We start from the raw sequence: 26,424 nt of genomic DNA, 5'->3' as shown, positions 1-26,424 counted from the left end.
GCAGTGACATCTCTATCTAGCGGAAATAGTGTCTTGTCTAAATTGCAGAGACAAGAACTGCTAGCGCGAAACAGAAATGACACCCCTCTGCTAGATAACGACGATACTCTCAAGTGTCTACCAGTGGATCAGCGGTTACATGGCACGCAAGGAAGGACTTGGGCAACCCGCGGATGCCCTCGCGGTGTTGAGCGCCCTCGATCCTCGCGCTTGCCCTTGGATGGTCTTGACATGCTTAGTGCTGCCCCACATATTGGACGTGTTTCGTGCAATGTGTGAGGCATTATGGCGTCGGCTGCATTTCTGAGCGAAGTTACCGGCAAAGATGGCGTCTCGCCCGACCGGCTGTCCGGAGCTTTGCGGATCACCAAGTCCGAGCTCGCCGCAGCTGCCGGCCTGTCTCGCGATGCTGTCTCCAAAAGCTCTCGATCTGGCAGTCTGTCGACCCAGACACGCCTGCGCGAGATGAGCGAGATCATTAACCGGGTGATCCCGTGGACCGGAAGTGAACTTGCCGCTTATGCCTGGTATCGGTCGCAGCCCCTGCCCTCTCTGGGCGATGCAACCGCCGAGGAATTGGTCCGTCAAGGGCGCGCAGAACTCGTTCGCAGCTACCTTGCCCGCATCGCACAGGGTGGGTTTGCTTGACCCTGCCGGTAATACGGTTCGAAGGTCTGACTTACCGCGCGCATCATCCCGGGTGGGCCTTCGATCCCGAATCCGGCGAGGGTGCGCGGATGCTTGGCGGTCGGTTCAACAGACCGGGCACCGCATGCTTTTACACATCGCTGCGCTTAGAGACCGCATGGCTCGAGGCGCAGCAGGCCTTTGCTTTCAAAGCGCAGCCGATGACCCTTTGCAGTTACCGGATCGATAGCAGCGACATCCTCGATCTGACGAAGGATGAGGGCCTTGCAGCCGCTCTGATCTCGCGAGCCGAACTCGCTTGCGCCTGGGAAGTGCTGGCCGCCGATCGCAAACCCGTGCCCACGTGGGAACTCGCGGATCGTCTGATCAAAGCGGGATGCGCTGGAATCATCGTCCCGTCCTTTGCCGCGCGCGCCAGCGAGCGGGATATCAATCTGGTCCTGTGGCATTGGACGCGAGACAAGCCGCACAAGGTCGCCGTCGTCGATGACGAAAATCGCCTGCCGAAAGACCGCTCATCCTGGCAATGATTGCGGAATCCAGCAGAAACTGCAGCATCCAGCTGTGTTTCTTGTCGGGTCGGATACTGCATAGTCGGCAGGCGATTGATGGTTTGATATTGGATATCCTGAGCTCTCAAATCTCGGTGGTGACGCTCGCCCATATCATGAAACCCACAAAGCTGAGCATGAGGCAGGTCAGTCCTGCCACCGTTCGTGCGACTGCCCGCCAAGTTTGGCCCTTTGGCCCTCCGATTATCGCTTCGCTTCGGCGGCGTCGGGCCCGCATCGCGAAAGTCTCTTGCATGATGTCGGCAGCGCCAAATGCGAGCAGCGCGGTAGCTACCATGAAGACCGCAGCCCGTATGCCGCGGGGAAATGCGACAGCGGAGAGGATCGCCGCAACCGTCACCAGCAATCCCGTGATGCGGATCAGATCGGCCACCGTAAAGATGCGATAAAGTCTGAGCGCGCGGCTTGCCCTGAAGCGAATGAGCGGCGCGCCACAAGAGGCACAGATGTGCGTGATCTGCCGATCCATCCAATGGCCGACTGATCGGCTGCATTTGGGGCACTGTGGGCTACTGATCCCCGCCGCCATGTTCATATCCGCTCTCCCGATGACTGTGCGGCCGGTTCAAGGCATCCCGCTAACGTTCGCTTCGTTCATCGGGGTCGTCGCATTCCTTGCAAGCCTCGCACGGCGCACAATTCGCACAGTCGGCGCAACCTGCAGCTTTTCCAGCTTGCTTTCGAGCGAGATATCGCGCTCGCTTTTCGGCGGCGCGCGCTTCGGGGTTGGCTCCAGCCTGTTGTTCGGCAAACGCGGCCAAACTGCTGGCTACGTCCGAAGCTGGTGCGGCCTCTGCCGCCGCAGGCACCGCGATGGCGGCCACCACGACCGGCAGGCCGATGATCAAAGATCTGTTGGTCATTGCGCTTCCGTTCCCCTTTTACCAGTTACCACCCCGTCCTTCGCCCATCGCGAAGGTCACTATGCGCCCGATTGTCGCCTAGCGACGATCGCCGTACCTCGAGGCGCACTCCCCTGCCGCTGGCGGTGGTACGAATATCGCGCAGATCGATTTCGTTGCGCTTGGCCCAACGCTCGGCGGCGGCATCGTCGGCAAAATCGCCCATGTCCTCGAAATTCCAACTGCTCATCTTATTGTCCTTTCATCAATAGGTTAAGGGGATTGTCCGCCAAACTCAGGCGCCGGTTTCCCTTGGTAGAGACGGAATGCTCGCACCCGCGTCGTTCAGATCCGATAATCTCCGTCGCTGCCTCAAGCCCCACGCAGTTCCTACGACCATGGTGATGGCCATCGCGATCAGTATGGAGAGGCCTACGTCGGCAAGCGGATCGGTGGCTGACCTTGCCGAGTGCTCGCGCATCGCCAGCTCTTCGCAGTGGGCCGCTCCCTGAGCCTCGACATCGCACCAGTGGACATGGTCGCCGTGATCGAGGAAATCGTAATTGACTGAAGGGTGCATGATCAGATCTCCAGGCTGATGTCTTTTTCGGGGAAGGGCTTATCCGGGACGCGGGGCTCAACCGCCACGCGGTGTTTGCTGAGATCCATGCTGTTGGGCTTCGCGAGGTCGGCAGGCACCTCGGGATTGAAGGTCTTGTCCGACTTGTCCCGCCCGGCCCCGCTGTCTCGCGGCGCATCGATCTCGAGGCGGCCGACCGTCTCAAGGGCGCTGGTCTTGTTGCCCTCGTTTCGCTCGATCGCGCTGATCAGGCGCTCCTTGCTGTCGGTGTGGAGCGTCAGATCGTCTCGGACGCGGGTCAGGCACCGGGCTCGGATAGAAATGCGGCGGCAGCCCGTCGATTTGCGATGCGTTGAACACACTGTAGGCGCGCATGAACCGGATTGTTTTCGAGGATTCCTCGCCGGTCGCCTGGTCGATCGCAGTCTTCTTCGTGCTGTTGAAGTAGATGCTCGGCTCGGCGGTCTCGCCCTTGCGCACCTTTCCGCCAAGCTCGATGGCTTGCCGCCAGGTCATCCAGTAGCGCGAGCCATAACCATAATGGTCGGCGACCGCCCAAAGATAGAGGCGGTTGATCCCTGTGTAAGGGACGCCTGCCGCGCGCAGCGGCGCTCCGCCCATCCCAGTCTTCTTCCAGGGCCGGCGCCAGGGCAGCGTTCCGGCCTCGATTGTCGCGATGATCAGATTGGTGATTTCCTGCGCGACATCACGCTTGGGTCGTTGGCGCATGGGCCTGCTCCTCAACAAAAAAGAGGCCCGGCTCACTCAGGCGAGTGGCCGGGCCAGGTCATCAGGAGGGGTGATTGACCGCCTCAGGCGGCTACCGCCGCTTCTTCACAGGCGACTTCAGGTTGATGGTCATTGAGGAGCTCGTCGGCCTCGCCGCCAGCGTTACCGTCATCCCCATCGTCGACGTCGGCGACAGGGTCGCCCTCGTCGGTGTCCGGGATAACCGGATCAGCGGGATTGGCAGCAATCGTGAACTTCATGCCTTCAGGCAACCAGGCCAGCGCTGCTTCCTTGACGTCCTGTTCAACGATCGCCTTGCCGGCGAAGATCGTCTCGCAGGTCTTGGCAAGATCAGCCTTCTTCGATGCGGCATAACGCGCCGCAAGATCGCTGCCGCCGACTTCTGTCAGTGCTGCAAGACAGGAGGTCTTGCTGACCCGGTCGAAGAAATTCTCGGCTGTCGGCCGCCACATCGCTGCAACGTCGATGTCGAGCATGCTGCCGATGACAGCATGGATCGGATGGTATTCCGAACCATAGCCCTTCTTGGCTTCGAGCGAGATGGCCACCGCATAGGCGAGCCATGCCGCCTTGGCTTCGTCGGCAAGTTCCCGGAAGGCAATGAAGCGTTGGGCTGCACAGCCATGTTCCTGCCATGCAGTGTCGAGCGCGTTTTCGGCCTCGGCGAGAATCCCTTCGGCTGTGGACTGCGAAAGTTCTCCGGTCGCCGGATCGCTGGGTCGTCCGCCCTTGATCGAGGTTCCCCGGCTTTCATAGCTGCGGCTGTCAGCCAGCGCGAAGATGGCGAAGTCGAGCGCGAGCCCCGCATCGGTGAGCAGCGATGCCGACAGGATATTGCGGCGCTGGACCGAAAGCTCGTCGAAGAGGCGGGCGCTGATCGGCTTTTCCGTGCCCGGCGCAACTGCCTCGGGCCTGGAAGGTGCGGCGCTGCCTCGCTTGGTGGAACCTGGCACCGGCTCTTCGGCCGTCGCTGTCACCTTGCCATTCTCATCGGTTTCGAACGAAAGGCGCTTTTCGCTATAGTAGTCGGCCTCGAGCACCATTTCGCCGCGGGTGGTGAGAACCAGAAACCGTCCGGCCTCACTGCGCCATTCTTCGGGCAGTTCGCGCACCGGGTTATTGAGGTCGCTGCGCTCAGCATCGAGTTCCTCATACTCGGCCTCGAGCTGCCCGAAATCGGTATCACCGCCCTCTTCGCCTTCGTCGATGATCTCGCTGATTTCTTCCATGCGGGCATCGATCGCGTCAATTCTGGCACGGGCTTCTTCGGAGAGCGGCGTGGGCGGGAGGCGAACCGCATTGACGCCCATTTCGCTGCGCGCCTGCCATGAATTGGTCGACGCCACTGGGCTGATCCAGGCAAGGCCAGTTTCAGCAGCGATCCGCTGGGCTTCGGCCTCCATTTTCTCGGCCGCAAGCCTGTGGGCGATCTCGATGTCGATCCAGCGATCATCTGACGCTTCGCTGAAGAGGTCGCGCTCGATCTTGCCGCCAGCGGCCACATAGGCATCTTCGCCGATCAGCAGCGCAATTGGGTCATTGCCGCGCATGGAACCGCTCGCCACCATACGCCGGATGGCATCGGCGCTTGGGTTATAGGCGTAGCGCATCTGCTCAAAGACCCGCAGCTGAACTTCGTGCTGGTCGGTCGCGGCGTAAGCCTTGGCGATCTCGAGGGTGACATCGCCTTTGGCGAGTGCTTCGAAGATCGGCTCGGCGAGGTTGGCAAGCCGCAAGCGGCCTTCCACGAAGCGCTGGGTGAGACCGAAGCGTTTGGCGACCGCGGCCACATCGCTGCCTTCCTTGATGAAGTGCTGGAAGGCGCGGCATTCCTCAGCCGGTGACATCCCGACGCGCTGGAAGTTTTCGGCAAGCGAGGCCTCGCCGGCTTCCTCTTCGCTGCCCTCAAGCAGCTTGCATTCGATCTCGGCATCGGGGGCCCACGCACCGCGCGCGACGATCATCTCGATGGCCCGCAGGCGGCGACCACCGGCGATCACGGCAAACTTGCCGCGCTTCTTGCTCTTGGTGACCAGCAGATTCTGCAAAAGGCCGCGCGCTTCGATGTCGGCGGAAAGCTGGATATCGTCTTCTTCGCTGCGCGTTTTGCGCACATTGGCATCGCTCAGATAGAGCCGGGAAAAGGGAATAAGCATCGTCGTCACTCCTGATGTGCACCCGGCAATCACCCGGGCACACATCCCCTCCCCCTCCCCTTCTGATCTGCTTGTCACGCAGGCCTCAGGTCATACTTTGTCGCCCTGCGGATGGACGCCGTGGCAAACCGTGCTTGAACCGGCGCGGACAATCGAGGTTTCCGAAATTACCGGCGCAGTAGACTGGCGAGGATCGTCATGGAGGCGGCATGTTGGATTCGAGCCACCTGTGTAACTATGTCTTTTATCCAACCGAACACCGCAGTATGGTTCTACCGGTGACACAGCGCCTCTTTCTCTATCTCGCGGCATTTCTGGTCGCCCTGCTTCCTGTCGAGGCAACGTATGCAGCGAACGGTTGCGCCCCCATGGCAGAGATGAACGCCGACGCAGACGATTGCGGCGATTGCATGGATGATGAGCGCGGGCAGTGTCAGAGCTATTGCCTGGCCTTGTGCCAGACGCTTCCGGCAGAGCGCGTTTCGTCGCTAGAGCCCCGCGATCTGTCGTCGCTCACTTTTCTTGCGCTTCTCGAAAAGTTTCCGCCACTGCCTAACGGGGGGCCGGAACCGCCGCCTCCCCGAATGTTCCGTTGATCGACGCAATTCAATTTCAACGGAGATAACATTATGAAGAAGTACATCATCACGGCAGCAGTGCTGCTCGGTTCCAGTTCGGCCGCTTTTGCCGCCGCGCCGGATCAAGTCGCATCGCTAGCAATGTCTTGCTGCGATCTCGTGCTCGCATGCTGCGAGGCGGCCATGGACTGCTGCCCGTAAGGGACTGGCCAAATCATAAGGGCGGGCGTCCGGTCAATGACTGGGCGCCCGCTTTCTTTTGGGCCGCTTTTGCGCGAATGCCTAACAGTCGAGCAAACCTCGTAAACGTTATTCATTATAGGCTTTAACCCATTGGCATTCCGCGATGTTCACGAAAAGCTTTTCGAGTGACCATCCCATTTTCTGCTATCAGGCTGATCGTCCCGGACCTCCCAGGATCAATCCTGCTCCGACGAGGCAAATCGCCGCGCCAATGATATCCCAGCGGTCGGGTCGTGCGCCTTCGACACTCCAAAGCCAGATGAGTGACGCTGCGATGTAGACGCCGCCATAGGCTGCGAATGCGCGGCCCGCAGCAGGTGTATCGACCAGCGTGAGGAGCAAGGCAAAGATCGCGAGCGACACCATGCCCGGCGCAACCCACCAGGGAGATTTGTCGAGCCGCAACCATGCCCAGAACGAGAAGCAACCGGCGATCTCCGCCAGCGCGGCGAGCGCATAGATGAGTCCGGTTTGCATGGTCGGCATATTGAGGGCCTGATCCGTGTCGATAGTGGGGCTGGACAGACAATTGCCGGGTGTCGCAGCACCGTCAACGCCGTCTGACGAATACATGGACGCCAAGCCGAAGCGTCGGTGCCAAAGCAGCGATCTTCGATCACGTCGCGGGCAGTGCGCGCGGGGCGAGGGTCTCGATGATTTTGCAGTCGGCAACGGTTCCGTGACGGCAGGAACCGATCACCCGGTCGAGTTCGCCGCGCAGCGCGCTCAGATCGGCGATCTTGCGGTCGATTTCGGTGAGGTGGACGCGCGCGATTCCGTCAACGGCATCGCAGGATTGGGCCTTGTCATCCGACAGCGTGAGCAGTTCGCGCACCGCTTCTAGCGTGAAACCAAGATCGCGAGCGCGGCGGATGAATGACAGGCGCGCCAAATGATCATGGCCGTAAGCACGATAGTTGGCGCTTGTCCGTGCGGGTGGCGGCAACAGCCCGATCTTTTCATAATAGCGCACGGTTTCAACCTTAGTCGCCGTGGCGCTCGCGAGCTCGCCAATCTTCATCGCCAATCCTCCGGGCTTGACCCTGTAGTTGCTACAGGGTGTAGATAGAGTGCCGACTCGCAGATTGTCGAGGAGGCAAGATGATGGCTGATGATTGCTGCAAGGCCGCGTGCGGAACGACGGCAACGCTGAATGACCCGCGCTGGCGCAGGGCCCTGTGGATCGCGCTTGGTGTGAACGCTGGCATGTTCGCGGTAGAAATGGCGGCAGGGGCTGCTGCTGACAGCCGCGCATTGCAGGCTGATGCGCTCGATTTTCTGGGCGATGCCGCCAATTATGCGATCAGCCTGCTGGTCGCCGGGATGGCGCTGGCATGGCGGGCCCGGGCCGCGCTGGCCAAGGGTCTTACCCTCGTCGGTCTCGGTGGTTGGGTGATGATCACGGCCATTCTCGCGGCACTCGGCGGAGCTGCACCCGAGCCTGAATTGATGGGGGTTATCGGTGCGCTCGCGCTCGCGGCCAACACCGGTGTCGCCATCATGCTCTATCGTTTCCGCACCGGAGACGCGAACATGCGTTCGGTCTGGATCTGCTCGCGCAATGACGCGGTCGGCAATATCGCCGTGATGGCGGCCGCACTTGGCGTGTTCGGCACCGGGACGGCCTGGCCCGACCTTATTGTTGCAGCGATCCTGGCGCTGCTCGGGATCAGCGGCGGCATTCAGATTGTCCAGCAAGCAAGACTTGAGCTGCGGAGCGTTGCGGTATGAAGGTTTCCTGTTCGACACATATCGCGCTCAAGCCGGAAACTGTCTGGGCCGAGGTGCAGACGGCGGGCCTGTTGCAGCATATCGCTTGGCCGCTGGTGCGCTTCATCCAGGTCGACGACGCGGCGTTCGAGAGCTTTCAGCCCGGCGGGCGCTACCAGGTCAAGCTCCGGCTATTCGGCATGATCCCCTTCGGGACCCAGTCGATCGTGACGTCCCTGCACGAAGCTGACGGCATCGAATGGCCGAAACGACTGCGTGATGAAGGCTATAGTGCCCTCATCTCGAAGTGGGATCATTGGATTACGGTCGCGCCGGACAAGGACGGCGGGACGCGCTACCACGACGAGGTCGACGTTTCGGCCGGAGCCCTGACCCCGTTCATCTGGGCCTTTGCGCAGATCTTCTATTGGCACCGGCAGCGGCGCTGGCGGGGGCTTGCCAAGAGCCTCGCGGCGCGGAGGGTGATCGCGGCCGAAATGGCGGCATACCGGTCAGCGGTAGAAGCGGGAGACGACGATCGTGCGTGGCACCATCTGGAGCGGGTTCATATTGTTTCGCAGCCATATATTGGCCCGCATCTCGCCAGCCACGGTGCCATGCTGCGATTTGCGATTGAGCAGCGCGATTGGAGCGAGGTGCTGGGTCAGATTCTCAGGATCATTCTGGCACCACTTGGAGCGCTGACGGGACGACTGCCGGTCGGCAATACCGGGCGATCGAATGTGAGCGCCTTTGCGCCAATGCCACTGCCGGATGATCTTCAACTGGAAATTGATCAGCCTGAGCAAGGAAGCAGATGATGCCAGATCGTCCTCAATTACGTTGTGACAATATAACCTTATATATTATCGAGATATTTTAGCCTTGCTCCACCCATTTGCCAATGTTACTGGCGCCGTCACGTCCATGACGCTTGCAATCCGCCCTCTTGCCCTGCGCCCTCTTGCCATACTTCTGGCGCTGGTGATGCTTGTCCTGGCGACGGTCGCTGATGCCGCAACCTGCGGGGCTGAAGCCGGATTTTCCGACGGGTCTGAAATTTCGACCATTTCGCTTCAGGTAGAAGCATCTGGCAAGAGTGATCAGGGCGATCCCGATACTCCTGTCGAGCAGCACGGTGTGTGCGCTCACGGCCATTGCCACGACGGCTCCAATGTAGAGGGCGCTGCAGTTGGTATCGAGAGCCGTGAGCTTTTGGCCGTGCATTTGTCGGCACGCTATAACCGACTACCTTCGGTTTATCGCGATATAGTGAGCCCACCTCCTCGAGTCTGACGCTCCACGCGCGCCGGAATGATTTCCGGTGCCGTTTTTGAACGTCAGCAGAGGAAGTCATCCAAAATGTCAGCCATATTATGGCGGGGCGCCCTGATTGCAGGGTTGACCTTCGCCGCATTTACGGAGCCTGCTGCCGCGCAGGAGCCAGCGGTTGTGTCGCTCGATGAAGCGCTCGACCGCAGCGGGGTCACAGATGGCTCCGCGTTTTCCGACAGTAATCCGCGCCTTATCGGGCCGCGCGCTGAAACCGAGGCAGCACAGGCGCTCATCGGTCAGGCGCGCTTGCGGCCCAATCCGCAGGTCTCTCTCGAAGCTGAGGATTTTGCCGGTAGCGGCGCCTTCTCCGGCTTACGTGCGACACAAATCACCTTGTCGGTTGGCCAGCAGCTTGAACTTGGCGGTAAGCGGGGTGCGCGGATCGCAGCAGCCGAGGCCCAGGCCGACCTTGCAACCCTGAGGGCCAACCTCTCGCAGGCGGAGCTCGGGTTTGTGGTGCGCGAACGCTATATCGCAGCCGTTGCAGCCGTATCGCGCCTTGATCTTGCCCGCGATATCGTCGCGCGCAACGAGGAACTGGCGCGCATTGCGAACCTGCTGGTGGAGGTCGGCCGCGAGCCGCCGCTGCGAGCCTTGCGGGCGCAAGCCGCGCTCGCTGAAGCGCAGGCTGAGCTCCAAGCTGCGCAAGCGGCCAGCCTTGCTGCACGAACAGGCCTTGCCGCTTTGTGGAGCGAGCAGGCAGCGCCGCCTGTGGTGCCGAGTGAGTTTCCCACCATTGCACCGCCAGACCAGATAATGGCAACCAGTGCGCCATTGCAGTTGGAATTTGCGCGGGCAAACACAGCTGCCGCATCCGCAGAAATAGCGCGGGAACGCAGCCTGCGCATCCCGGATCCCACCATCTCGGCCGGCGTGCGGCGGTTCGAGGAGAGCAACGCCAATGCCTTTGTAGTCGGCGTCTCGATCCCGCTCCCATTCAGCAATCGCAATCAGGGCAATATCGCTTCTGCCGAAGCCAATCTGCGCGCAGCAACTGCCCGCGAAGCTGTAGCGCTCGCGGATTACGAACTGGCCGTTGCCCGCGCACGCGCCGCCTATCTGGCTGCCGAGGCGCGCGTTGAAACCCTTTCCGCAACATCCCTGCCACAGGCCGAAGAAGCGTTGAGGCTCGTGCGCATCGGCTACAGCAATGGCCGCTTTCCGCTGATCGAAGTCCTGGCCGCCGCCGATGCCCGCGATGCAATCCGTGAGGCGCTGATCGCTGCGCAGCAGGACCGGGGACAGGCCGCCGCCGAACTTATCAGGCTAGCTGCACAATGAGGAATATTGTCATGAACCGCAGAACGCTGGCGATTGTCGCCGCGATTGTAATCGCCGCCGCAGCGTTGCTGTATTTTATCTGGCCCGCGAACGAGGCTGCTGTCCAGCAAGACGATGAGGCGGCCGAATCCGCCTTGCCGGAAGGTCTTGTCCTGATCGGTGATGAGCAACTGCGCGCTGCCAAGATCAGAATAGAGACTGTGCAGTCCGGCGCCGCCGTTGAACTGGTCTTTCCCGCGACGGTTGCGGCCAGTCCCGCTGCCACTGCACGGATTGATGCACGCGCTACCGGTGTGGTTCGCAGTATCAGCAAGACATTGGGTGACTATGTCAGCCAGGGCGAGACGGTCGCCCGGATCGAAAGCGCTGATGCTGCTGCGCTCGCTTCGCAATTGAGTGCAGCGCGCGCGCGGGTGACGGCGCTTTCTTCTGCCTATGACCGTGAGCGACGCTTATTCGAGGGGAACGTCACGGCGAGACAGGATCTTGAAGCTGCCAGGGCCGATCTTGATGTCGCCCGTTCCGAACTGTCCCGTGCACAGGCCGCTGTCTCGGCAGCGGGGGTAAGCGGGGATGGCCGCTCACTGGCTGTTACCAGCCCCATATCTGGCCGTGTGACAACTGCGCCCATCGTGCTTGGTTCATATGTGGATGCCGGTGAGGAACTGTTTCAGGTCATCAATCCCGATGGTTTGCAGATCGAGGTCGCTTTGCCATCTGCCGATGCTGTCCGGATCAAGCCCGGCGATGAAGCTGCTCTCATTGTCGGCGATGGACGGGAAATCGGAGCGCGCGTGCGCTCGGTGACACCGTCGCTCGACCCTGAAAGCCGCAGCGCAACTGCCATTCTCAATCTTCCGGGAAGCGTCTCCGGCCTCCAACCCGGATCTTTCCTGCAGGCCCGCATCCGTCCCTCCGGCGAAATGGACCAAAGCAGCATCGCTGTTCCTGAAGATGCCGTCCAGGTGGTTGACGGCAAAGACGTCGTATTTGTTCGAACCCGCCGCGGGTTTCAGGCACGTGAGGTGGAGACAGGCAACCGCTCGAGCGGAATGGTGACGATCCATTCCGGTCTGAGCGCCGGACAAGCCGTCGCGACTGAAAACGCCTTCCTGCTGAAAGCTGAACTCGAAAAGGAGGAAGCCGAAGATGGGCATTGATCACACCGCAGCTCCCTCGCACGAGGATAGTCCGAACCACGGCAATGATGAAGGCCACGGCGTCATCGGCATGGTTCTCGACATTGCGGTGCGGTTTCGCTGGGGGATCATCGTTCTTACCATCCTTGCGGCGATCTATGGCGCATTCAATCTGGTGCGCCTGCCGATCGATGCGGTGCCCGACATCACCAACACGCAGGTCCAGATCAACACCAGCGCGCCCGCACTTTCGCCTTCGCAGGTCGAAACGCAGGTGACGTTCCCGATCGAGACCGGCCTTGCCGGGATCGAGGGGCTCGAAATGACTCGCTCGATCTCGCGCAACGGCTTCAGCCAGGTGACAGCGATATTCGAGGAAGGGACCGACATCTACTTCGCACGCAGCCAAGTGAACGAGCGGCTTGCACCGATCGGCGCATCGCTGCCCGAAGACGCGGAACCCACCATGGGGCCGATCTCGACCGGCCTTGGGGAAGTGCTGATGTATACGATCGAATATGAGCATCCCGGAGGCAAGGGTGCGGCAACAGGTGGGCGAACGGGCTGGCAGCCCGACGGCAGCTTCATTACCGAGCGCGGCGACCGGCTCGACAGCGAGGTGGCCAAGGCCGCCTATCTCCGCACCGTGCAGGATTGGGTGGTGGCTCCACTCATGCGGTCCATCGATGGCGTTGCGGGAGTCGATTCCATCGGTGGCTTCGAAAAGCAGTATCTGGTGCAGCCCGATCCGGCGCGGCTTACCGGTTATGGTCTTTCTTTCGAGTCGCTGATTCAGGCATTGGAAGCAGCCAATCTGGCGGCCGGGGCCAATTTCGTCGACCGCGCAGGGGAGGCGTTGCTGGTGCGGGTGGATGCCCGGCTTGATGGGATCGAGGCCATTAAGGAGGCCGTGGTGGCGACCCGCGAGGGCGTTCCCGTCCGCATTGGCGATGTGGCCGATGTCGCCATCGGCGGCGACCTGCGCACCGGGGCGGCATCGCTCAACGGCGAAGAGGCCGTGGTGGGCACGGTTCTGATGCGCGCAGGCGAGAACAGCCGGACCGTGGCCGCGAACGCCGCTACTCGGCTTGAGGAGGTGCGCGCATCGCTGCCCGAAGGTGTAGTGGCCGAGATCGTCTATAACCGCTCGTCTCTGGTCGATGCCACGATCGCAACCGTCGAGAAGAACCTGCTCGAAGGGGCCTTGCTGGTCATCGCGGTGCTGTTTCTGCTGCTTGGCAATATTCGGGCAGCGATTATCACGGCGCTGGTCATCCCGTTCTCGATGCTGCTTGCAGCGGTGGGGATGAACCGGCTCGGTGTGTCGGGCAATCTGATGAGTCTTGGCGCATTGGACTTCGGGTTGATCGTCGATGGCGCTGTGATCATCGTCGAGAACAGCGTCGCACGCTTGGCGGCACGGCAGCATCATGAAGGGCGCTTGCTCACGCTCGGGGAACGCCTGACCGAAACCCGCCTCGCGGCACAGGAAATGATCAAACCGACCGTTTACGGCCAAGCGATCATCTTCCTTGTTTTTGCCCCGCTGCTCACCTTCACCGGAGTCGAAGGCAAGACGTTCTCGCCGATGGCCATCACTATGATGCTGGCGCTGGCATCGGCCTTCGTGCTGTCGCTGACCTTTGTCCCGGCGATGATTGCGGTGCTGCTCAACAAGAAGCTGACCGAGAAGGAAGTGAAGCCGATTGTCTGGGCAAAGGAGCGGTATGGTCCGGCCTTGCGCAAGGCGATTGCCCGGCCTTGGCCGGTAATCGGAGCGGGTGCCGGAGCCTTTGCGCTTGCGGCAGTGCTGTTCACCTTCCTCGGCAGCGAGTTCACCCCGCAGCTCGACGAGCGCGACCTGGCGGTGCAGTCCCTGCGCATTCCCTCCACCTCGCTTGAGCAATCGCTTGTGATGCAACGGCAGGTGGAGGATCGCCTCGCCGAGTTCCCTCAGGTTGCGCTGGTGTTCTCACGAACAGGCACAGCCGAGGTGGCGAGCGACCCGATGCCGCCTAACGCTTCAGACGCCTATGTCATTCTGAAGCCACGCGATGAGTGGCCCGATCCCAGTCTGTCCAAGGATGCGCTCGTTACTGAAATGGAAAGTGCGCTCGGCGGTCTAGTCGGCAATCTCTACGAGTTCAGCCAACCGATCGAACTGCGTTTCAACGAGCTGATCGCCGGCGTTCGCGGTGATGTGGCGGTCAAGCTTTATGGCGATGACCTCACCGCGCTCACCGATGCGGCGGGCGAAGTTGCGGGAGTCCTTCGCGACGTGGAGGGCGCCGCCGACGTGAAGGTGCAGCAGGTCACGGGCTTCCCGACGCTCGACATTGCGTTCGATCGACCGACAATAGCCCGCTACGGGCTAACAGTAGAGGAGGTGGCCAAATCGGTGGCCATCGCTTTGGGCGGTCGGCCCGCAGGCATGGTGTTCGAAGGGGACCGGCGGTTCGATGTCGTTGTGCGCCTCGATGCTGCCACCCGCGACGACTTCGACCAGCTTGGTGCGCTTCCGATCGTGCTTGAAAACGGTGTGTCCATACCCCTGCGCACGCTCGCCGATTTCCGGGTGGTCGATGGTCTGGCAGAAGTGCGCCGTGAACAAGGGCGTCGGCTCGTGATTGTATCGGCCAATGTCCGCGAACGCGATCTGGGCTCCTTCGTCGAGGAAGCGCAGGAGGGTGTGGCGGCGCAGGTCGACATGCCTCCTGCTTCTTTCATCGAATGGGGCGGCCAGTATCAGAACCTGCAAGCGGCGCAGGCGCGGCTCGCTATCGTCGTGCCGGTCTGCTTCGCTTTGGTGCTGCTGCTCCTGTTCATGGCGCTCGGCGGATGGGTTCCGGCTCTGGCGGTGTTCAGCGCCATTCCCATGGCTCTGGCAGGCGGGGTCTTTGCTCTGGCCTTGCGGGGGCTGCCCTTCTCGGTTTCGGCGGCGGTGGGCTTCATCGCCCTTTCCGGCGTGGCGGTGCTCAACGGACTGGTGATGATGACGGCCATCCGACAGCGCCTCGATAAGGGCATGGCACTTGAGGAAGCGATCATTGACGGTGCGCTGGCGCGCATCCGTCCGGTGCTGATGACTGCGCTGGTGGCATCGCTTGGCTTCGTGCCGATGGCGATCGCGACCGGGACCGGGGCCGAAGTGCAGCGGCCGCTGGCGACCGTGGTCATCGGCGGCCTCATCACCGCGACCATCCTCACCCTTTTCGTTCTGCCGGCGATCGCCAAACTTGTGCTGGGCGATTCTGACGACAAGCGCAGCTGGAGGCAAAAGTGGCGCGAACGCTTGCGCCGCAATGCCACCGAAGAGGAACAGGGCGAACTCGGTGAGGTTACCTAGGTGAAGTCCGGCGCCAGCGCGATGTGGAATGGTAAACCACGATTCCATCGCGCTGGCGGCCATCGCGTCTGGTCTGATCAGGAAAGTTGGGGGACAAAGGAGAGATTGAGATGAGCGGCGAAGGTGAACTGAAGCTCGACACAGCCGAAAAGCGGCGCACCCTGTGGATTGTGCTGTGGCTTAACGTCGCCATCGCTGTCGGCTTCTTCATTACCGGCATCGCGGGCGATTCCAACGCGCTGCTCGCTAACGGGCTGGATAATTCATCGGACGCGGTGGTCTATGCGCTGAGCCTGCTGGCCCTGTCCCGTTCCCGCGTATGGAAGCGCGGCGCGGCACGCTTTTCCGGTATCATGCTGCTCGTTTTTGCAGGCGGCGTCATCGCCGATGCCATCCGGCGCTTTGTCGAAGGGTCAGAGCCAGCGGGTATCATGATGATGGCAATGGCAGCGGTGGCGGCCGTCGTGAACCTGATCTGCCTTAGGATGCTTCAGAAGATGAGCGACAAGGATGTCAACCTGCGCGCGGCGACGACTTTCAGCTTCAACGATTTCATTTCGAATGGCGGCATCATCATTGCTGCTATTATAGTGATGGTGACCGGGGCGAATTGGCCCGATCTTGTTGTCGGCATCGCTGTGGCTGGGATTGCGCTCTACGGTGGCATCGACATCCTGCGGGATGCCCACATGGACGTCCATGATGAGGATGGCACCGAACATGAGAAGGGTGATCAGTTTAGAATGTAAGCGGCGACGAAGATTTTGGCGGTCCGGAAAGCCAAGGCGCAACACAGCGCCCTCAGCGTGAGGCCACCACCGCAACAGCCAAGTCGAAGAGAAACTGCACGATCACTTACCGTCAGCAGAGCTAATGAACAGTATCTTACAGACCTTCTTGCAGATCTTCAACGATATTGTCGCGGGCTTAAGGACAGTTACAGCCAATCTTCCGATTGATATGAGCGACGCCGCCTCAAAGGAAGGCTTGTTTGTCCTTGAATTACGGTCGTCGTTATTCGTAACTAATCAACGATGACCAGACACTGAAAGTCAGTGCAAGCTACAGCCGCTCTTCTAATGCTCATACCCACCCTCGAAGCTGTCGTACTCTTCTGCTGTCATATTGGGCATGGCCTTGACGAAGGCAGTAATGTTCCACAGCGTTTGATCATCGTGATTCGGTCCAAAAGCAGGCATTCCGCTCATTTTGATGCCGTGCTTTACCATCCAGAATACTTCCCGCTCGCTCCATTGGTTCGCGGTCCGGGCCAGCGCAGGCGGGTGAGGACGCATGCCCGCCACCCAATCGGCCCGACCTTTGCCGACGCCGCCGTGACAATGTGCGCAGTATTCTTTGTATTCGCTGGCACCGGATTCGATCATTGCTCGGGTGAACTCCGGTGGCGTAGCGATGTCACCTGCGCGACGTTCTACGGAGTTATGCATCGTGGTGTCGAGCGCCCAGCCAACGACCGGATTATGACGCTGTGTCGCTGCGACATTGTAGCCCCCGGTAAACACCGTCAGTAGCGCAGAACCGGCCAGGAGAACGATCACTCCGAGCGAACTTAACACCGCAGCTTTCGCGGCAGGTTTCATGACGATCTAACCTCTTTGCATTCGACAAAGCCCGCGTAGCCCAGTTCGTCCTCTTCGCCGGGCAAAAGGACGATCATATCCATTCCCTGGAGCCCGGCGTCTCCGCTCTCATCGCGGGGGCGAAGAGTGACGCTGAGGCTACCGCCCGCAAATCGGCCTTCGCCTTCTGCAGGAAGCGGAACCAGTTTGCCGTTGAGCTTGATGGTGCCTTCACCACCGCGGGTAAATACGAAGGACGGAAACGCGACCTCAGTCAGCCGGACCGCACAACGACCCTCCAGCCCGCCGATGACTGCCAGATCGGCTTCCGACATCGTCTCTGGCTTGATCAGCGCACCCGAAACCCTGGCAAGCGCCGCTTGCGGGGCCATCACTGGCGCGGGGGTCGGCGCCGGTTCGAGCTGCGCCTCCCGATCGTTGCCGATCGCGTCGTTTCGGTTGCAGCCGGACAGCGTCAGGACGGCCATGAAAGAAAAAGCGATAAGTTCCCTCATGGCTGTGTTTCCTTCGGAAGGCGCTCGGTCACCCTCACACCGTTCTCATCAATATCGGCGATCAGGTAGCGCATTTGTGCGATCTCGCGGCGCTGGGCGAGGATGATGTCGTGCGCGAGTTTGCGCACTCGTGGATCGCGGATATGCGCGCGCTCGCTGGTCATGATCGCGATCGAGTGGTGAGGGATCATCGCCGCCATGTATTCGGTGTCGGTCACGGTCGTCTGACTCCGCACCAGCCAAAGAGCGACCGAGAAGACCAGCACTGCGACGCCAAGAATGAGCGTGTTCTTGGCCCGGTTGGGGTACATGCTCCACATGAAAAGAAGCATGATCACCATCATGGCTGCACCCATGACGAAGGCCATCCAGAAGCGAGTTTCACTCCAGAAGACATGGTCGATATTATAGGTATTAATGTACATCAGGCCGAACATGACGACTGTGCTGGTGCCGATCATGGCCATGAAGCGCCGATAAGGGTCGCGTTCTGAGTCTCCGTCGTTTTCCTTCGACCTTCTCAAAGCTGATCTCCCGCTTTTTGAACAGCTTAATCTAATAACCGCCGCAGTAGTGCATGGTTCCTTCTCCGCTTGGCACCAGGCGGTGGAGGCCATCGCGATCCGAAGGTGAGCGCATGCTAAAGAGAGGCTCACCAACTACCCAAACAGTCGATCGGGCGACCACCGCCGCGAAGGTGTCTTGGCCTCCTAAGCCGACCCCGAAAACGACATATGATATAAGCCAGCTCCAGTGGCTCGGCGGCCAAATCTTTCGTCAGCGTCGGGCTATGGGCGCACATCCTCGAGGATCGTGCAGCGGCTGAAGCTTGAAGGTGTCAAGGCAGTGGGAAGAAGCCAAGCGCCGCCAGCATCGCGTTTCTGTCCGCTGTGAGGCACACGCTACTATCGGCAAGCACCCCATAAACCCTGAAGACTTACCGACAGCATTAGGCGCGTTTCTTCGACATCAGACGATCACCCCTTTGCGGCGAATTGAAAAGTCCGCTGGCAGAGTGCGCTCTCCTTTTCAGATTAGCATCCAAGCAGCCATGCCGATCATCATCAGGTTTTCGGTCAGCGAAACGAAACCGAGCGGCACATTGCTGTCACCGCCCACGCAAGCGCATTTGAGTTCGCGCCGCTCAACGTAGACCGCCTTGAACACAGACACCGCACCGACGGTGCCGATAAACAGCGCCACCGGTATCGAAAGCCAATGCAGCTGGCCCGAGATCATCAGCACACCGGCCAGGCCCTCGGCGAAGGGATAGAGGGTCGCATAAGGCACCCAGCGCTTTGCCAGAAGGTCGTAATTGAGGAACATGGTCGCAAACTTGTCGACATTCTGGAGCTTGAGCAGCGCCAGCACGCACATGCTGAAAGCAATAAACCACTCCGCGACGCGAATGCTCAGGGCCGTTCCATCGACTGCGATGCCGGCGGCCATCGCCATCGCTGCGGTCATGGCGAAGAGCGCGATGATTGGGCGATAGCTGGTTGCACCAGGATCAGGGACCTTGATCCCGAAGAATCGCCGCAGGTCATCATGCCCTCCAATGCGCTCGTCATCGATGAAGGTGTGAGGGGTGGTTGCAACGCCGTGTTCAGCCTTGAACGCATCAGTCTGTTCGCGCGTGGTGAGGTGCCGATCATCGACCTTGTAGCCGCGCGTTTCGAGGAGATGTTTGGATTTCAGGCCATAAGGGCAGGTGTGATTTGGCATGACCATGCGGTAGAGTACTGCGGTTTTGGCGGATGAGGGCATTTGTGATTTCCTTTGAATCGCTGCAATGTAGCCCATATAGGTTCCGTACCATGGTACGGGATCAAGGGTTGAAATGAAAATCGGTGAACTTGCCCGCGCAGGCGGGGTCAATGTCGAGACGATCCGCTATTATCAGCGCCGCGGGTTGCTGGCGCAGCCTGCGCGGCATGAGGGGCCTCGCCGCTACACACGCAGCGATCTTGGCCGTTTGCAATCGATCCGCTCGGCGCAGACCGCGGGCTTCACGCTTGACGAGATCGCGACACTTCTTGCTCTCGATACCGGCGACCGCACAGCGGCGCAGGATCTGGCGCGCGTTCGGATTGCGGCTCTCGATGAGAAAATCGCGACCTTGCAAACTATGCGGGGAGCCCTCGTCAGGCTTGCAGATGACTGTGCGTCGGACCAATCCGGACCCTGTCCCATCATCGATGCTTTCAGCTTTGCGCAGGAAAATGCAGGATCGAAGCTGGCAACTTGAGGGGTTTTTGCCGCGCCCGCGTATACAATGCCGAAGGAGCTTGATGATGGACCTCGACACAAATCTCGCCCGACTGGCCAGGCTTCCCGTACCGGATCTTTCCGCGATTGATGGCGGAAGGCTGGCGGCACGCGCGCAGAACGAGGTCCGGCAGACGCGGGCTATGCTCGGTCTAGGGCTCGTGATGTCGCTGGGGATGGGGATCGTCGGCGGACTTCAGGTCCCTGCGCGCGCCGAGGTGCCCCTTGCTGCGTTCGGGCCGCCGGCCTCGCTTACGCCCCTGATTGCACTGGGTCAGGAATGAACCTTCGTCGTATCGCCTTGGCGGCGGCGCTGATTGTTGCGCTCGCGCTGGTCGGAGTATGGCTTGGACGAATGCTCCAACCCGCACCGCACCATGGTGGGGCTGAACTCCACGCCTTGATTCATGGTGAGCTCGACCTCGATCCGGCGCAGGAACGAGAACTGACCGCATTGGAGCGGCAGTTTGCGGCGCGGCGCGAGGCACTCGAAGACCGGCTCAGGCGCAGCAATGCACTGCTCGCCGACGCCATTGCCGCTGAACATGAATTTGGTCCCCGCGTTTCTGCGGCGGTGGACGATACGCATGACGCGATGGGGGATCTCCAGAAGGCGACGCTCGAGCATGTTTTTGCGATGCGGGCCATACTTCGTCCCGATCAACAGGCGCGGTTCGATGCGGTGGTTAGCAAGAGCCTCGCTGCGCAGCCGCAGTGACCTCAGACAATCCGGATGCGGCGCTCATACGCGAAGCACGGGCCGGAGGGTCCGGCGCGCAACGTGCGCTGGTCGAGCGCTACCGTGAGACCGTGTACCGGCTTGCGCGCTCGGCGACAGGCGACCCCGAGGAAGCGTTCGATCTTGCGCAGGAAACGTTCGTTGCCGCGTTTGCTGCGCTGAACCGTTATGATCCCGAGCGACCATTCAAGGCCTGGATCAGCGCCATCACGCTCAACAAATGCCGGGACTGGGCTCGTCGCCGCGCGGTCAGGCGGTTCATCGGTCTGCCGATGCCGGAGCACACGGCGGACTGGATTGCTGATGATGCGCCGTCGGCGGAAACACTTGCTGCAGACCGCGCCGAGCTTGCCGCGACCGCCCGTGCAATCGCCGGGCTTCCAGCCAAGCTGAAAGACGTGTTGATTTTGTGCACGGTTGAGGGCCTGAGCCAGCAGGAGGCCGCAATGACGCTGGGCATCAGTGTCAAGGCGGTCGAGACGCGGCTTTCGCGCGCGCGTCAAAAATTGGTGGGTATTTTGAGGGGTGGCCCGGACGCGCGCGTATAGAAGCGTATGAACAGTCCGAACCTTACACGTCGCCACCTGATCGCCGCCCTTGGCGCAGGATCCGCCTTCGCTGCCATGCCTGCTTGGGCGCAGGGACACAGCATGCATCGGGGCGGCAGCCATGGGCGCGGCGGCCCGCGTATTCCAGCAGGCTTTGGCGAGCTATCCGGCGATGTCATCGATCTGACCGTGGGCAGCGGCCACCGCATTGTCGAAGGGCGGCGCGGCCCGGGCATTGCCGTCAACGGTAGTGTACCCGGCCCGCTGATCCGGCTGCGCGAAGGGCAGAATGTCCGCTTGAATGTCACCAATAACCTGGAGACCGACACATCGGTCCACTGGCACGGCTTCCTTTTGCCGTTCCACATGGATGGGGTGCCCGGCATCAGCTTTCCCGGTATCAAACCGGGCCAGACCTTCACCTATGAATTCCCCATCCGCCAGTCGGGCACCTATTGGTATCACAGCCATTCGGGCCTACAGGAGCAGTCCGGCCATTACGGCCCAATGATCATTGATCCCGCCGGTGCAGAGCCGGTTGAGTTTGATCGCGATTACATCCTGCTGCTGAGCGACTTCACGGTGCTCGACCCGCATTTCATCATGAGCCGGCTTCGCACGGGTGAAGGCTATTTCAACCGGCAGCTGAGCACCTGGACCGACCAATATCCGATGTCGGGCGAAGAACGGCGGATGTGGGCCGAAATGCGGATGATGCCGACCGACATCATGGATATCGGCGCGCCGACCTACACCTTTCTTGCCAATGGGCGGGGGCCAACCGAGGGGATGGAATATCTGTTCCGCGCTGGAGAACGCGTGCGGCTGCGCATCATCAATGGATCGGCGCAGAGCTTCTTTAATGTCCGCATCCCGGGCCTGCCAATGACGGTCATCGCTGCCGATGGCCAGAATGTGCGCCCGGTCGAGGTCGACGAATTCCAGATCGGAACGGCAGAAATCTATGACGTGATCGTCACGCCCGGTGATGCTGATGCCTATGCCATCGTGGGCGAATCGATGGACCGTTCCGGCATGGCGCTGGCGATGCTGGCGAGCCGCCCCGGTGCGCGCGCGGCGGTGCCAGCGCTGCGCGATCCGCCGCTGTTGACCATGGGCGACATGGGCATGAACCACGGCTCTGATGGCATGGATCACAGCATGATGGATCATGGCGCCGCCGCAGATGCTGCAGCGGGCGAGATGGATCACGCAGCCATGGGCCATGGCGATCCGGTCGCGCCCGTTGACACCGCTGATGGTGCGATGGCCGGGATGGCGATGGGCGGAATGAGCATGGACGGGATGATGATGCGCGACACCACGCTGCTACCGCCTGACGTTGCGATTGGCCCAGGGATCGATATGGTGTCGATGGCACCGACGGACAAAATGGGCGATCCCGGCCTTGGACTGCGCGACGTGCCGCACCGCGTGCTCAATTACCGGATGCTGACTGCGCTCGAACCCAATCGCGACACCCGCGAGCCGTCGCGGCTCCTTGAGCTTCACCTCACCGGCAATATGGAACGCTATATGTGGTCGTTCGACGGGCGGATGTATTCCGCCGTCAGCGATGTGCCGATCCGTTTTGCGTGGAACGAGCGGGTGCGGGTGAAGCTGGTCAACAATACGATGATGGCGCACCCGATCCATCTGCACGGCATGTTCTTCGAACTGGTCAACGGGGAAAGCGCTGCACATCAGCCGCGCAAGAATGTCGTGATTGTGCAACCTGGCGCCAGCGCGCAATTTGATCTCACGGCCAATGAGCCCGGCGACTGGGCGTTTCACTGCCACCTGATGTATCACATGCATGGCGGGATGATGCAGACTGTGACCGTGGTCGGTCCGGGCGGCGGCGCATGAGTGTGCGGCCTGTCTTTTATGCGGCATTGCTAGGTAGCGCGGTGATTGCTGCGCCAGCAGTGGCGCAGCATCAGGGTCATGCAATGCCAATGCCTGCCCCAGCACCTGCGCCGAGCCCTACTCCTGCGCCGACGACTCCTCCCGCCGATCCCCATGCCGGGCACGTCATGCCCGCTGCGCCGATAACGCCAGCGCCTGCACCTACTGATCCGCATGCCGGTCATACGATGCCTGCAACACCGACAGCTCCGCCGGTTGACCCTCACGCCGAGCATGCCATGCCAGCGATGCCCGCATCTGATCCAGCAGATCCGATGGCGGATATGGATCATAGCACCATGGATCATAGCACCATGGATCACGGCATGATGGACGACGCTGTGTCGGCATCGCCTGGACCTGAGATGGAAACCCCGCCGCCACCTGAGGCTGGAAGCGGTCCACCTCGCGCTGCCGATGCCATTTGGGGCGCCGACGCGATGCGAGCTTCGCGCGAGGATCTGCAACGCACCCACGGCGATTTCCCGGTCTTCTGGTTTCAGGGCGACCGGTTCGAGACACAAGTGCGCGAAGGTGCAGATGGCTACCTGTGGGACTTGCAAGGTTATTATGGCGGGCCGACGAGCCGGTTCTGGTTCAAGAGCGAGGGCGAAGGCACGTTCGGCGAACCGATTGAACAAGCCGAAGTTCAGGCGCTTTACGCCCGGGCCATTGCGCCCTTCTGGGATCTGCAGGCGGGCGTGCGGCAAGACTTCGGGGGACCTGACACCACGCATGCAGTGATCGGCGTGCAAGGGCTTTCGCCTTACCAGTTCGAAGTCGACGCCGCATTGTTCTTGTCCCAGCGCGGCGATCTCACCGCGCGGATCGAGGGCGAGGTTGACCAGCGCATTACACAGCGTCTGATCCTGCAGCCACGCGCCGAGGTCAACTTGTCAGCGCAAGACATTCCGCGCCTCGGGATCGGGTCAGGCATAGACTCGGTCGAGGTTGGCGTACGGCTGCGCTACGAATTCATTCGCGAGTTCGCCCCTTATCTCGGCATTGAACAAAGCTGGCGCCTCGGTGGCAGCGCCGATTACGCCCGCGCACGCGGCGAGGATCCCAGCGTCACCAACTTTCTCGTCGGCATCCGTTTTTGGTTTTAAAGTGAAGGAATACTCCATGAAATTCGCATCCGTTTTTGCAGCCCTTGCTATGGTGTCGGCACCCACTCTTCTCCCGGCCGCTGCGCTTGCTCACACCAAAGTCGTCGCATCAACACCGGCGGAGGGAACGACTGTTGGCAGCGCGCGCGTGGTCACGCTGACATTCAGTGAAGCACTGCTCCCGCCGACGGCGGCGGCAAGCATCGTCATGACCGCGATGCCGGGCATGGCAAACCACGGCGAAATGGCCATCCGCAACTTCACCACTGCCTGGTCCAACGGCAACAAGACCATGACGCTCAACCTGAAAAAGCCGCTGGCCAAAGGTACCTATGAGGTGCGCTGGCAGGCTGCGGGGGCTGACGGCCATCGTATGACAGGTAAAGTCAGCTTCATCATCGGCTGATATGGAAATGGGTGAGCTAACCGAACAGGTTCTGCGGTCTGTGCATTATGCGTTGCTCCTCGGCCTGTTCGGTTGGACAGCATTTCGCCTGTTAAGGCTTCGGGGACGGGATTGGGTGTCTCCGGATTCGTGGAAGGTTGCGCTAATCCTCGTCGCAATTTGTGCGCCATTGCTGTCGATCGCGCTGATGTTGGCGTCGATCGCAGCGATGATGGGCGCGCCGATTGCTTCGCTCGACTGGCCAATGATCGAGGCGATGATCGTTGGCACTGAGATGGGCACGGCGTTTCTGATACGTCTAACTTTGCTGGTTGTGGGCCTTGGCGCTCTTTTGGCAATCCGAGCCGAAAAGGTAGCCCAGCTGGTTGCCACCATATGCTTTGCCGGTGCGCTGCTGACGCTCAGCTGGAGCGGCCATGCAGCTGCGACTGAAGGCGAATTGGGCCTGTTCCACCGCTTGAACAATGGCGTTCATCTGCTGGCGACCAGCCTGTGGCTGGGTGCCATTTGCTGGTTCCTGATGCTTTCAGTCAAAGCCCACCGCCAGCCCGATCTCATCCCTGCCTTGCCGCTACTTGCCGTCATGCACGCGTTCGCGCCGCTGGGCGTCGGTCTGGTCGCCGCTGCCGCACTGACGGGTATGATCAACGCACATTTGATCTTTGGACTGGAAAACAGCGCGGCGGTTTTGACCACACCTTATGGCATCTTGCTGGTCGCCAAAGTCATGTTGGTTGGCATTATGCTGGCGTTCGGCGCGCACAACGCCTCGATCGGACGACGGGAGGTTCTGGAGCAATGCCGCGAGAGTTCTGAGCCCTTAATCGCTTTGTCGCGCCTTCGCAGAAGCCTGGCAGGCGAGTTGACGCTGGCCGGCGGCGTGATTGGTCTGATTGCGGTGCTGGGCTTGATGTCGCCAGTGATGATGTAAACAAGAACACGGCACAGGGAGGAACATGGCGATGCTAAAGGGTACCGTGGTTCAGTTGGCTGGGCGACGCACTGCGCGTCTCGCTGCTATTGCGATGATCGGGCTAAGTGTGGCGGCTGCGCATCCTGGGGCGCACGATGCGCCGCAAATGCCGGCCTCGGGAACGGCGGGTGTATCTATCGACGCAGCAACACCGGTCGGAACTGTCATGGCCTTCCACGCCGCACTTGCCAGCGGCGATACGGACGCCGCGCTGACGCACCTCGCTGAAGACGTCATGATTTTTGAATCTGGCGGCGTTGAAAATAGCCGCGCCGAATATGCTAGCCATCATCTGAAGGCCGACGCTGCCTTCAGTGCCGCGGTGCCTCGAACCTTGGTCAGCCGGACGCATGGAATGCAAGGCGATATGGCCTGGGTCATAAGTGTCGAAACGGTCTCCGGAACCTACCGTACGCGCGCGATCAATAGCCGGTCGGTCGAGACGATGATGCTAAGGCAGGTGAACGGGCAATGGCGTATCGTGCACATCCACTGGTCAACCGCGGAAATCACCCGATAGAGGCTGCGGAATAGTGGCAGCAAGAAGGCCCGACTATTGGTTGCATAATTGAGGACGTCGGTGGCGGAGGGTCTCGAAATCCCGCGCTGTACTGAACGGGAGCTTTCCCATCTTCAAGAGCCTGCACCTGCTGTTCAGCTCCCGGCCCACTTTCTGCCACTCTGCGGAGCCATGCAGACAGGCTCTGGACGTCGGCGTCTGACAGGTCCTGCCGTTCGACACGTCTATTGGGAACAACCGCTTCGTCCCACTTCTCGTCATTCCCTACGGCGCAGATGCTGCACGCTAAAAGGAAAGCTACCGACCTGTCATCGCGCTTCTGGTGAGATGCGAGGCACAGGGGCTCACCCGAGAAATTCGGCGCTGCTGTTTCTCATACTCGATACATCGCGCCGATGACCGACGGCGCTCCCTTTGTCGGAATGAACACCCGCGTGCGAAACGCGATAATCTCAGTGAAACAGCCGATGCTTTTCAGCCAAGGGAGCTGATCGACCGGTGCGCCCACGATTTCATAGCGCTGCTCGCTTGCCACCCGCGAACATTTGATGGTCGCCTCGAACGGTAGCTTGATGGTGATTGTCCGATGCTCTCCAAGCGCCCTAATGATCGTATCCGGGGTTAGTTCAACGGTAGAGGCAATGTCGAATTTCTCGAGCAGCTTTGCCACATCGAGCT

Annotated in this window: 31 protein-coding genes and 1 pseudogene; 20 read left to right on the top strand and 12 right to left on the bottom strand. The window is 60.8% G+C overall.

What is annotated here, in order from left to right:
* The first annotated feature begins 285 nt into the window (after positions 1–285).
* Positions 286–648 carry an antitoxin Xre/MbcA/ParS toxin-binding domain-containing protein gene (locus tag AX692_RS19135; protein WP_073974419.1) on the top strand — a complete coding sequence of 121 codons (363 nt, stop codon included), beginning with the start codon at positions 286–288 and terminating at the stop codon, positions 646–648.
* The gene (locus tag AX692_RS13175) at positions 645–1,178 is read left to right on the top strand and encodes an RES family NAD+ phosphorylase (RefSeq protein WP_073974418.1); all 534 of its coding nucleotides are present in this window, start codon (positions 645–647) and stop codon (positions 1,176–1,178) included. Before AX692_RS19135 ends, AX692_RS13175 begins: the two co-directional genes overlap by 4 nt.
* Before the next feature lie 106 nt (positions 1,179–1,284).
* On the opposite strand, the gene AX692_RS13170 is transcribed toward AX692_RS13175, so the two are convergent.
* From AX692_RS13170 to AX692_RS13160, 5 genes are all read right to left on the bottom strand, one after another.
* Positions 1,285–1,689 carry a hypothetical protein gene (locus AX692_RS13170; protein WP_073974417.1) on the bottom strand — a complete coding sequence of 135 codons (405 nt, stop codon included), beginning with the start codon at positions 1,687–1,689 and terminating at the stop codon, positions 1,285–1,287.
* A gap of 109 nt (positions 1,690–1,798) precedes the next feature.
* On the bottom strand, positions 1,799–2,083 hold the full coding sequence (locus tag AX692_RS19735; RefSeq protein WP_155645008.1) for a hypothetical protein: 285 nt from the start codon (positions 2,081–2,083) through the stop codon (positions 1,799–1,801).
* A gap of 25 nt (positions 2,084–2,108) precedes the next feature.
* On the bottom strand, positions 2,109–2,312 hold the full coding sequence (locus AX692_RS19130; protein WP_073978122.1) for a hypothetical protein: 204 nt from the start codon (positions 2,310–2,312) through the stop codon (positions 2,109–2,111).
* 531 nt (positions 2,313–2,843) lie between these two features.
* Positions 2,844–3,371, bottom strand: coding sequence for an ArdC-like ssDNA-binding domain-containing protein (locus AX692_RS19125; RefSeq protein WP_081095321.1), 528 nt, complete (start codon positions 3,369–3,371; stop codon positions 2,844–2,846).
* Positions 3,372–3,454: 83 nt separating this feature from the next.
* Positions 3,455–5,548: a ParB/RepB/Spo0J family partition protein gene (locus AX692_RS13160; RefSeq protein WP_073977724.1), complete on the bottom strand. Its 2,094-nt coding sequence runs from the start codon at positions 5,546–5,548 to the stop codon at positions 3,455–3,457.
* Positions 5,549–5,757: 209 nt separating this feature from the next.
* Here AX692_RS13160 and AX692_RS19730 point away from each other — a divergent pair, with 209 nt between their 5' ends.
* Entirely contained in the window at positions 5,758–6,144 is a 387-nt protein-coding gene (locus AX692_RS19730; RefSeq protein WP_155644912.1) for a hypothetical protein, read from the top strand.
* Positions 6,145–6,177: 33 nt separating this feature from the next.
* Entirely contained in the window at positions 6,178–6,327 is a 150-nt protein-coding gene (locus AX692_RS19725; protein WP_155644913.1) for a hypothetical protein, read from the top strand.
* Between the two features lie 189 nt (positions 6,328–6,516).
* Here AX692_RS19725 and AX692_RS13155 read toward each other — a convergent pair whose 3' ends face one another.
* Together AX692_RS13155 and AX692_RS13150 are read right to left on the bottom strand one after the other, a co-directional pair.
* Positions 6,517–6,846, bottom strand: coding sequence for a YnfA family protein (locus AX692_RS13155; protein ID WP_073975718.1), 330 nt, complete (start codon positions 6,844–6,846; stop codon positions 6,517–6,519).
* A 139-nt stretch (positions 6,847–6,985) separates the two neighbouring features.
* Positions 6,986–7,390, bottom strand: a complete 405-nt coding sequence (locus tag AX692_RS13150; protein ID WP_073975715.1) for a MerR family transcriptional regulator — start codon at positions 7,388–7,390, stop codon at positions 6,986–6,988.
* Between the two features lie 83 nt (positions 7,391–7,473).
* On the opposite strand from AX692_RS13150, the gene AX692_RS13145 reads away from it, so the two are divergent.
* From AX692_RS13145 to AX692_RS13115, 7 genes are all read left to right on the top strand, one after another.
* Positions 7,474–8,100: a cation transporter gene (locus AX692_RS13145; protein ID WP_073975716.1), complete on the top strand. Its 627-nt coding sequence runs from the start codon at positions 7,474–7,476 to the stop codon at positions 8,098–8,100.
* Positions 8,097–8,900: a DUF3703 domain-containing protein gene (locus AX692_RS19120; protein ID WP_230959479.1), complete on the top strand. Its 804-nt coding sequence runs from the start codon at positions 8,097–8,099 to the stop codon at positions 8,898–8,900. The genes AX692_RS13145 and AX692_RS19120 overlap by 4 nt, the downstream gene beginning before the upstream one ends.
* 106 nt (positions 8,901–9,006) lie before the next feature.
* Positions 9,007–9,375, top strand: a complete 369-nt coding sequence (locus tag AX692_RS20205) for a hypothetical protein (protein ID WP_155644914.1) — start codon at positions 9,007–9,009, stop codon at positions 9,373–9,375.
* Between the two features lie 18 nt (positions 9,376–9,393).
* Positions 9,394–10,695, top strand: a complete 1,302-nt coding sequence (locus tag AX692_RS13130) for a TolC family protein (protein WP_230959480.1) — start codon at positions 9,394–9,396, stop codon at positions 10,693–10,695.
* 11 nt (positions 10,696–10,706) lie between these two features.
* Complete coding sequence (locus AX692_RS19115; protein ID WP_067401082.1) at positions 10,707–11,855, top strand: efflux RND transporter periplasmic adaptor subunit; 1,149 nt, start codon at positions 10,707–10,709, stop codon at positions 11,853–11,855.
* A 70-nt stretch (positions 11,856–11,925) separates the two neighbouring features.
* Positions 11,926–15,180, top strand: coding sequence for an efflux RND transporter permease subunit (locus AX692_RS13120; RefSeq protein ID WP_073977725.1), 3,255 nt, complete (start codon positions 11,926–11,928; stop codon positions 15,178–15,180).
* Positions 15,181–15,290: 110 nt separating this feature from the next.
* Positions 15,291–15,929: a cation diffusion facilitator family transporter gene (locus tag AX692_RS13115; protein ID WP_066674112.1), complete on the top strand. Its 639-nt coding sequence runs from the start codon at positions 15,291–15,293 to the stop codon at positions 15,927–15,929.
* 327 nt (positions 15,930–16,256) lie between these two features.
* Here AX692_RS13115 and AX692_RS19110 read toward each other — a convergent pair whose 3' ends face one another.
* The 4 genes from AX692_RS19110 to AX692_RS13100 form a co-directional block, all read right to left on the bottom strand.
* Positions 16,257–16,781 (bottom strand): c-type cytochrome, encoded by a 525-nt coding sequence (locus AX692_RS19110; protein ID WP_073973961.1) that lies wholly within the window; start codon positions 16,779–16,781, stop codon positions 16,257–16,259.
* A complete protein-coding gene (locus AX692_RS13110) occupies positions 16,778–17,275 on the bottom strand; it encodes a DUF6692 family protein (RefSeq protein ID WP_073973962.1) in 498 nt (165 codons plus the stop codon). Before AX692_RS13110 ends, AX692_RS19110 begins: the two co-directional genes overlap by 4 nt.
* Entirely contained in the window at positions 17,272–17,736 is a 465-nt protein-coding gene (locus AX692_RS13105; RefSeq protein ID WP_073973969.1) for a DUF305 domain-containing protein, read from the bottom strand. The genes AX692_RS13110 and AX692_RS13105 overlap by 4 nt, the downstream gene beginning before the upstream one ends.
* A 568-nt stretch (positions 17,737–18,304) precedes the next feature.
* Positions 18,305–19,078 (bottom strand): MauE/DoxX family redox-associated membrane protein, encoded by a 774-nt coding sequence (locus AX692_RS13100; RefSeq protein ID WP_419470476.1) that lies wholly within the window; start codon positions 19,076–19,078, stop codon positions 18,305–18,307.
* A 37-nt stretch (positions 19,079–19,115) separates the two neighbouring features.
* Here AX692_RS13100 and AX692_RS13095 point away from each other — a divergent pair, with 37 nt between their 5' ends.
* From AX692_RS13095 to AX692_RS13055, 9 genes are all read left to right on the top strand, one after another.
* On the top strand, positions 19,116–19,523 hold the full coding sequence (locus AX692_RS13095) for a MerR family transcriptional regulator (RefSeq protein ID WP_073973964.1): 408 nt from the start codon (positions 19,116–19,118) through the stop codon (positions 19,521–19,523).
* A gap of 43 nt (positions 19,524–19,566) precedes the next feature.
* Complete coding sequence (locus AX692_RS13090) at positions 19,567–19,827, top strand: hypothetical protein (protein ID WP_073973965.1); 261 nt, start codon at positions 19,567–19,569, stop codon at positions 19,825–19,827.
* 17 nt (positions 19,828–19,844) lie between these two features.
* A complete protein-coding gene (locus AX692_RS13085) occupies positions 19,845–20,261 on the top strand; it encodes a periplasmic heavy metal sensor (protein ID WP_330997306.1) in 417 nt (138 codons plus the stop codon).
* Entirely contained in the window at positions 20,258–20,830 is a 573-nt protein-coding gene (locus AX692_RS13080) for an RNA polymerase sigma factor (RefSeq protein WP_073973967.1), read from the top strand. Before AX692_RS13085 ends, AX692_RS13080 begins: the two co-directional genes overlap by 4 nt.
* A 6-nt stretch (positions 20,831–20,836) precedes the next feature.
* Entirely contained in the window at positions 20,837–22,699 is a 1,863-nt protein-coding gene (locus tag AX692_RS13075) for a copper resistance system multicopper oxidase (protein WP_081095320.1), read from the top strand.
* A 227-nt stretch (positions 22,700–22,926) separates the two neighbouring features.
* Positions 22,927–23,847, top strand: coding sequence for a copper resistance protein B (locus tag AX692_RS13070; RefSeq protein ID WP_419470546.1), 921 nt, complete (start codon positions 22,927–22,929; stop codon positions 23,845–23,847).
* Positions 23,848–23,863: 16 nt separating this feature from the next.
* Positions 23,864–24,253: a copper resistance protein CopC gene (locus AX692_RS13065; RefSeq protein WP_073973490.1), complete on the top strand. Its 390-nt coding sequence runs from the start codon at positions 23,864–23,866 to the stop codon at positions 24,251–24,253.
* A gap of 7 nt (positions 24,254–24,260) precedes the next feature.
* A complete protein-coding gene (locus tag AX692_RS13060; RefSeq protein WP_196490239.1) occupies positions 24,261–25,184 on the top strand; it encodes a CopD family protein in 924 nt (307 codons plus the stop codon).
* 31 nt (positions 25,185–25,215) lie between these two features.
* On the top strand, positions 25,216–25,746 hold the full coding sequence (locus AX692_RS13055) for a YybH family protein (protein ID WP_196490238.1): 531 nt from the start codon (positions 25,216–25,218) through the stop codon (positions 25,744–25,746).
* Positions 25,747–26,119: 373 nt separating this feature from the next.
* On the opposite strand, the pseudogene AX692_RS20200 reads toward AX692_RS13055, so the two are convergent.
* Positions 26,120–26,424 (bottom strand): annotated as a pseudogene (locus AX692_RS20200) (methylase); the annotation flags it as partial.

The sequence above is a fragment of the Erythrobacter donghaensis genome, from assembly GCF_001557325.1.
GTDB lineage: Bacteria > Pseudomonadota > Alphaproteobacteria > Sphingomonadales > Sphingomonadaceae > Erythrobacter > Erythrobacter donghaensis_B.
This window is presented reverse-complemented; position numbering and strand designations above follow the sequence as displayed.

Coding starts and splice junctions, on each gene's coding strand:
- AX692_RS19135 (WP_073974419.1), top strand. CDS start 286: ATGGCGTCGGCTGCATTTCTGAGCGAAGTTACCGGCAAAGATGGCGTC.
- AX692_RS13170 (WP_073974417.1), bottom strand. CDS start 1,689: ATGGATCGGCAGATCACGCACATCTGTGCCTCTTGTGGCGCGCCGCTC.
- AX692_RS19735 (WP_155645008.1), bottom strand. CDS start 2,083: ATGACCAACAGATCTTTGATCATCGGCCTGCCGGTCGTGGTGGCCGCC.
- AX692_RS19130 (WP_073978122.1), bottom strand. CDS start 2,312: ATGAGCAGTTGGAATTTCGAGGACATGGGCGATTTTGCCGACGATGCC.
- AX692_RS19125 (WP_081095321.1), bottom strand. CDS start 3,371: ATGCGCCAACGACCCAAGCGTGATGTCGCGCAGGAAATCACCAATCTG.
- AX692_RS13160 (WP_073977724.1), bottom strand. CDS start 5,548: ATGCTTATTCCCTTTTCCCGGCTCTATCTGAGCGATGCCAATGTGCGC.
- AX692_RS19730 (WP_155644912.1), top strand. CDS start 5,758: ATGTTGGATTCGAGCCACCTGTGTAACTATGTCTTTTATCCAACCGAA.
- AX692_RS19725 (WP_155644913.1), top strand. CDS start 6,178: ATGAAGAAGTACATCATCACGGCAGCAGTGCTGCTCGGTTCCAGTTCG.
- AX692_RS13155 (WP_073975718.1), bottom strand. CDS start 6,846: ATGCAAACCGGACTCATCTATGCGCTCGCCGCGCTGGCGGAGATCGCC.
- AX692_RS13150 (WP_073975715.1), bottom strand. CDS start 7,390: ATGAAGATTGGCGAGCTCGCGAGCGCCACGGCGACTAAGGTTGAAACC.
- AX692_RS13145 (WP_073975716.1), top strand. CDS start 7,474: ATGGCTGATGATTGCTGCAAGGCCGCGTGCGGAACGACGGCAACGCTG.
- AX692_RS19120 (WP_230959479.1), top strand. CDS start 8,097: ATGAAGGTTTCCTGTTCGACACATATCGCGCTCAAGCCGGAAACTGTC.
- AX692_RS20205 (WP_155644914.1), top strand. CDS start 9,007: ATGACGCTTGCAATCCGCCCTCTTGCCCTGCGCCCTCTTGCCATACTT.
- AX692_RS13130 (WP_230959480.1), top strand. CDS start 9,394: ATGATTTCCGGTGCCGTTTTTGAACGTCAGCAGAGGAAGTCATCCAAA.
- AX692_RS19115 (WP_067401082.1), top strand. CDS start 10,707: ATGAACCGCAGAACGCTGGCGATTGTCGCCGCGATTGTAATCGCCGCC.
- AX692_RS13120 (WP_073977725.1), top strand. CDS start 11,926: ATGGTTCTCGACATTGCGGTGCGGTTTCGCTGGGGGATCATCGTTCTT.
- AX692_RS13115 (WP_066674112.1), top strand. CDS start 15,291: ATGAGCGGCGAAGGTGAACTGAAGCTCGACACAGCCGAAAAGCGGCGC.
- AX692_RS19110 (WP_073973961.1), bottom strand. CDS start 16,781: ATGAAACCTGCCGCGAAAGCTGCGGTGTTAAGTTCGCTCGGAGTGATC.
- AX692_RS13110 (WP_073973962.1), bottom strand. CDS start 17,275: ATGAGGGAACTTATCGCTTTTTCTTTCATGGCCGTCCTGACGCTGTCC.
- AX692_RS13105 (WP_073973969.1), bottom strand. CDS start 17,736: ATGATCGGCACCAGCACAGTCGTCATGTTCGGCCTGATGTACATTAAT.
- AX692_RS13100 (WP_419470476.1), bottom strand. CDS start 19,078: ATGGGCTACATTGCAGCGATTCAAAGGAAATCACAAATGCCCTCATCC.
- AX692_RS13095 (WP_073973964.1), top strand. CDS start 19,116: ATGAAAATCGGTGAACTTGCCCGCGCAGGCGGGGTCAATGTCGAGACG.
- AX692_RS13090 (WP_073973965.1), top strand. CDS start 19,567: ATGATGGACCTCGACACAAATCTCGCCCGACTGGCCAGGCTTCCCGTA.
- AX692_RS13075 (WP_081095320.1), top strand. CDS start 20,837: ATGAACAGTCCGAACCTTACACGTCGCCACCTGATCGCCGCCCTTGGC.
- AX692_RS13070 (WP_419470546.1), top strand. CDS start 22,927: ATGCCTGCAACACCGACAGCTCCGCCGGTTGACCCTCACGCCGAGCAT.
- AX692_RS13065 (WP_073973490.1), top strand. CDS start 23,864: ATGAAATTCGCATCCGTTTTTGCAGCCCTTGCTATGGTGTCGGCACCC.
- AX692_RS13060 (WP_196490239.1), top strand. CDS start 24,261: ATGGGTGAGCTAACCGAACAGGTTCTGCGGTCTGTGCATTATGCGTTG.
- AX692_RS13055 (WP_196490238.1), top strand. CDS start 25,216: ATGCTAAAGGGTACCGTGGTTCAGTTGGCTGGGCGACGCACTGCGCGT.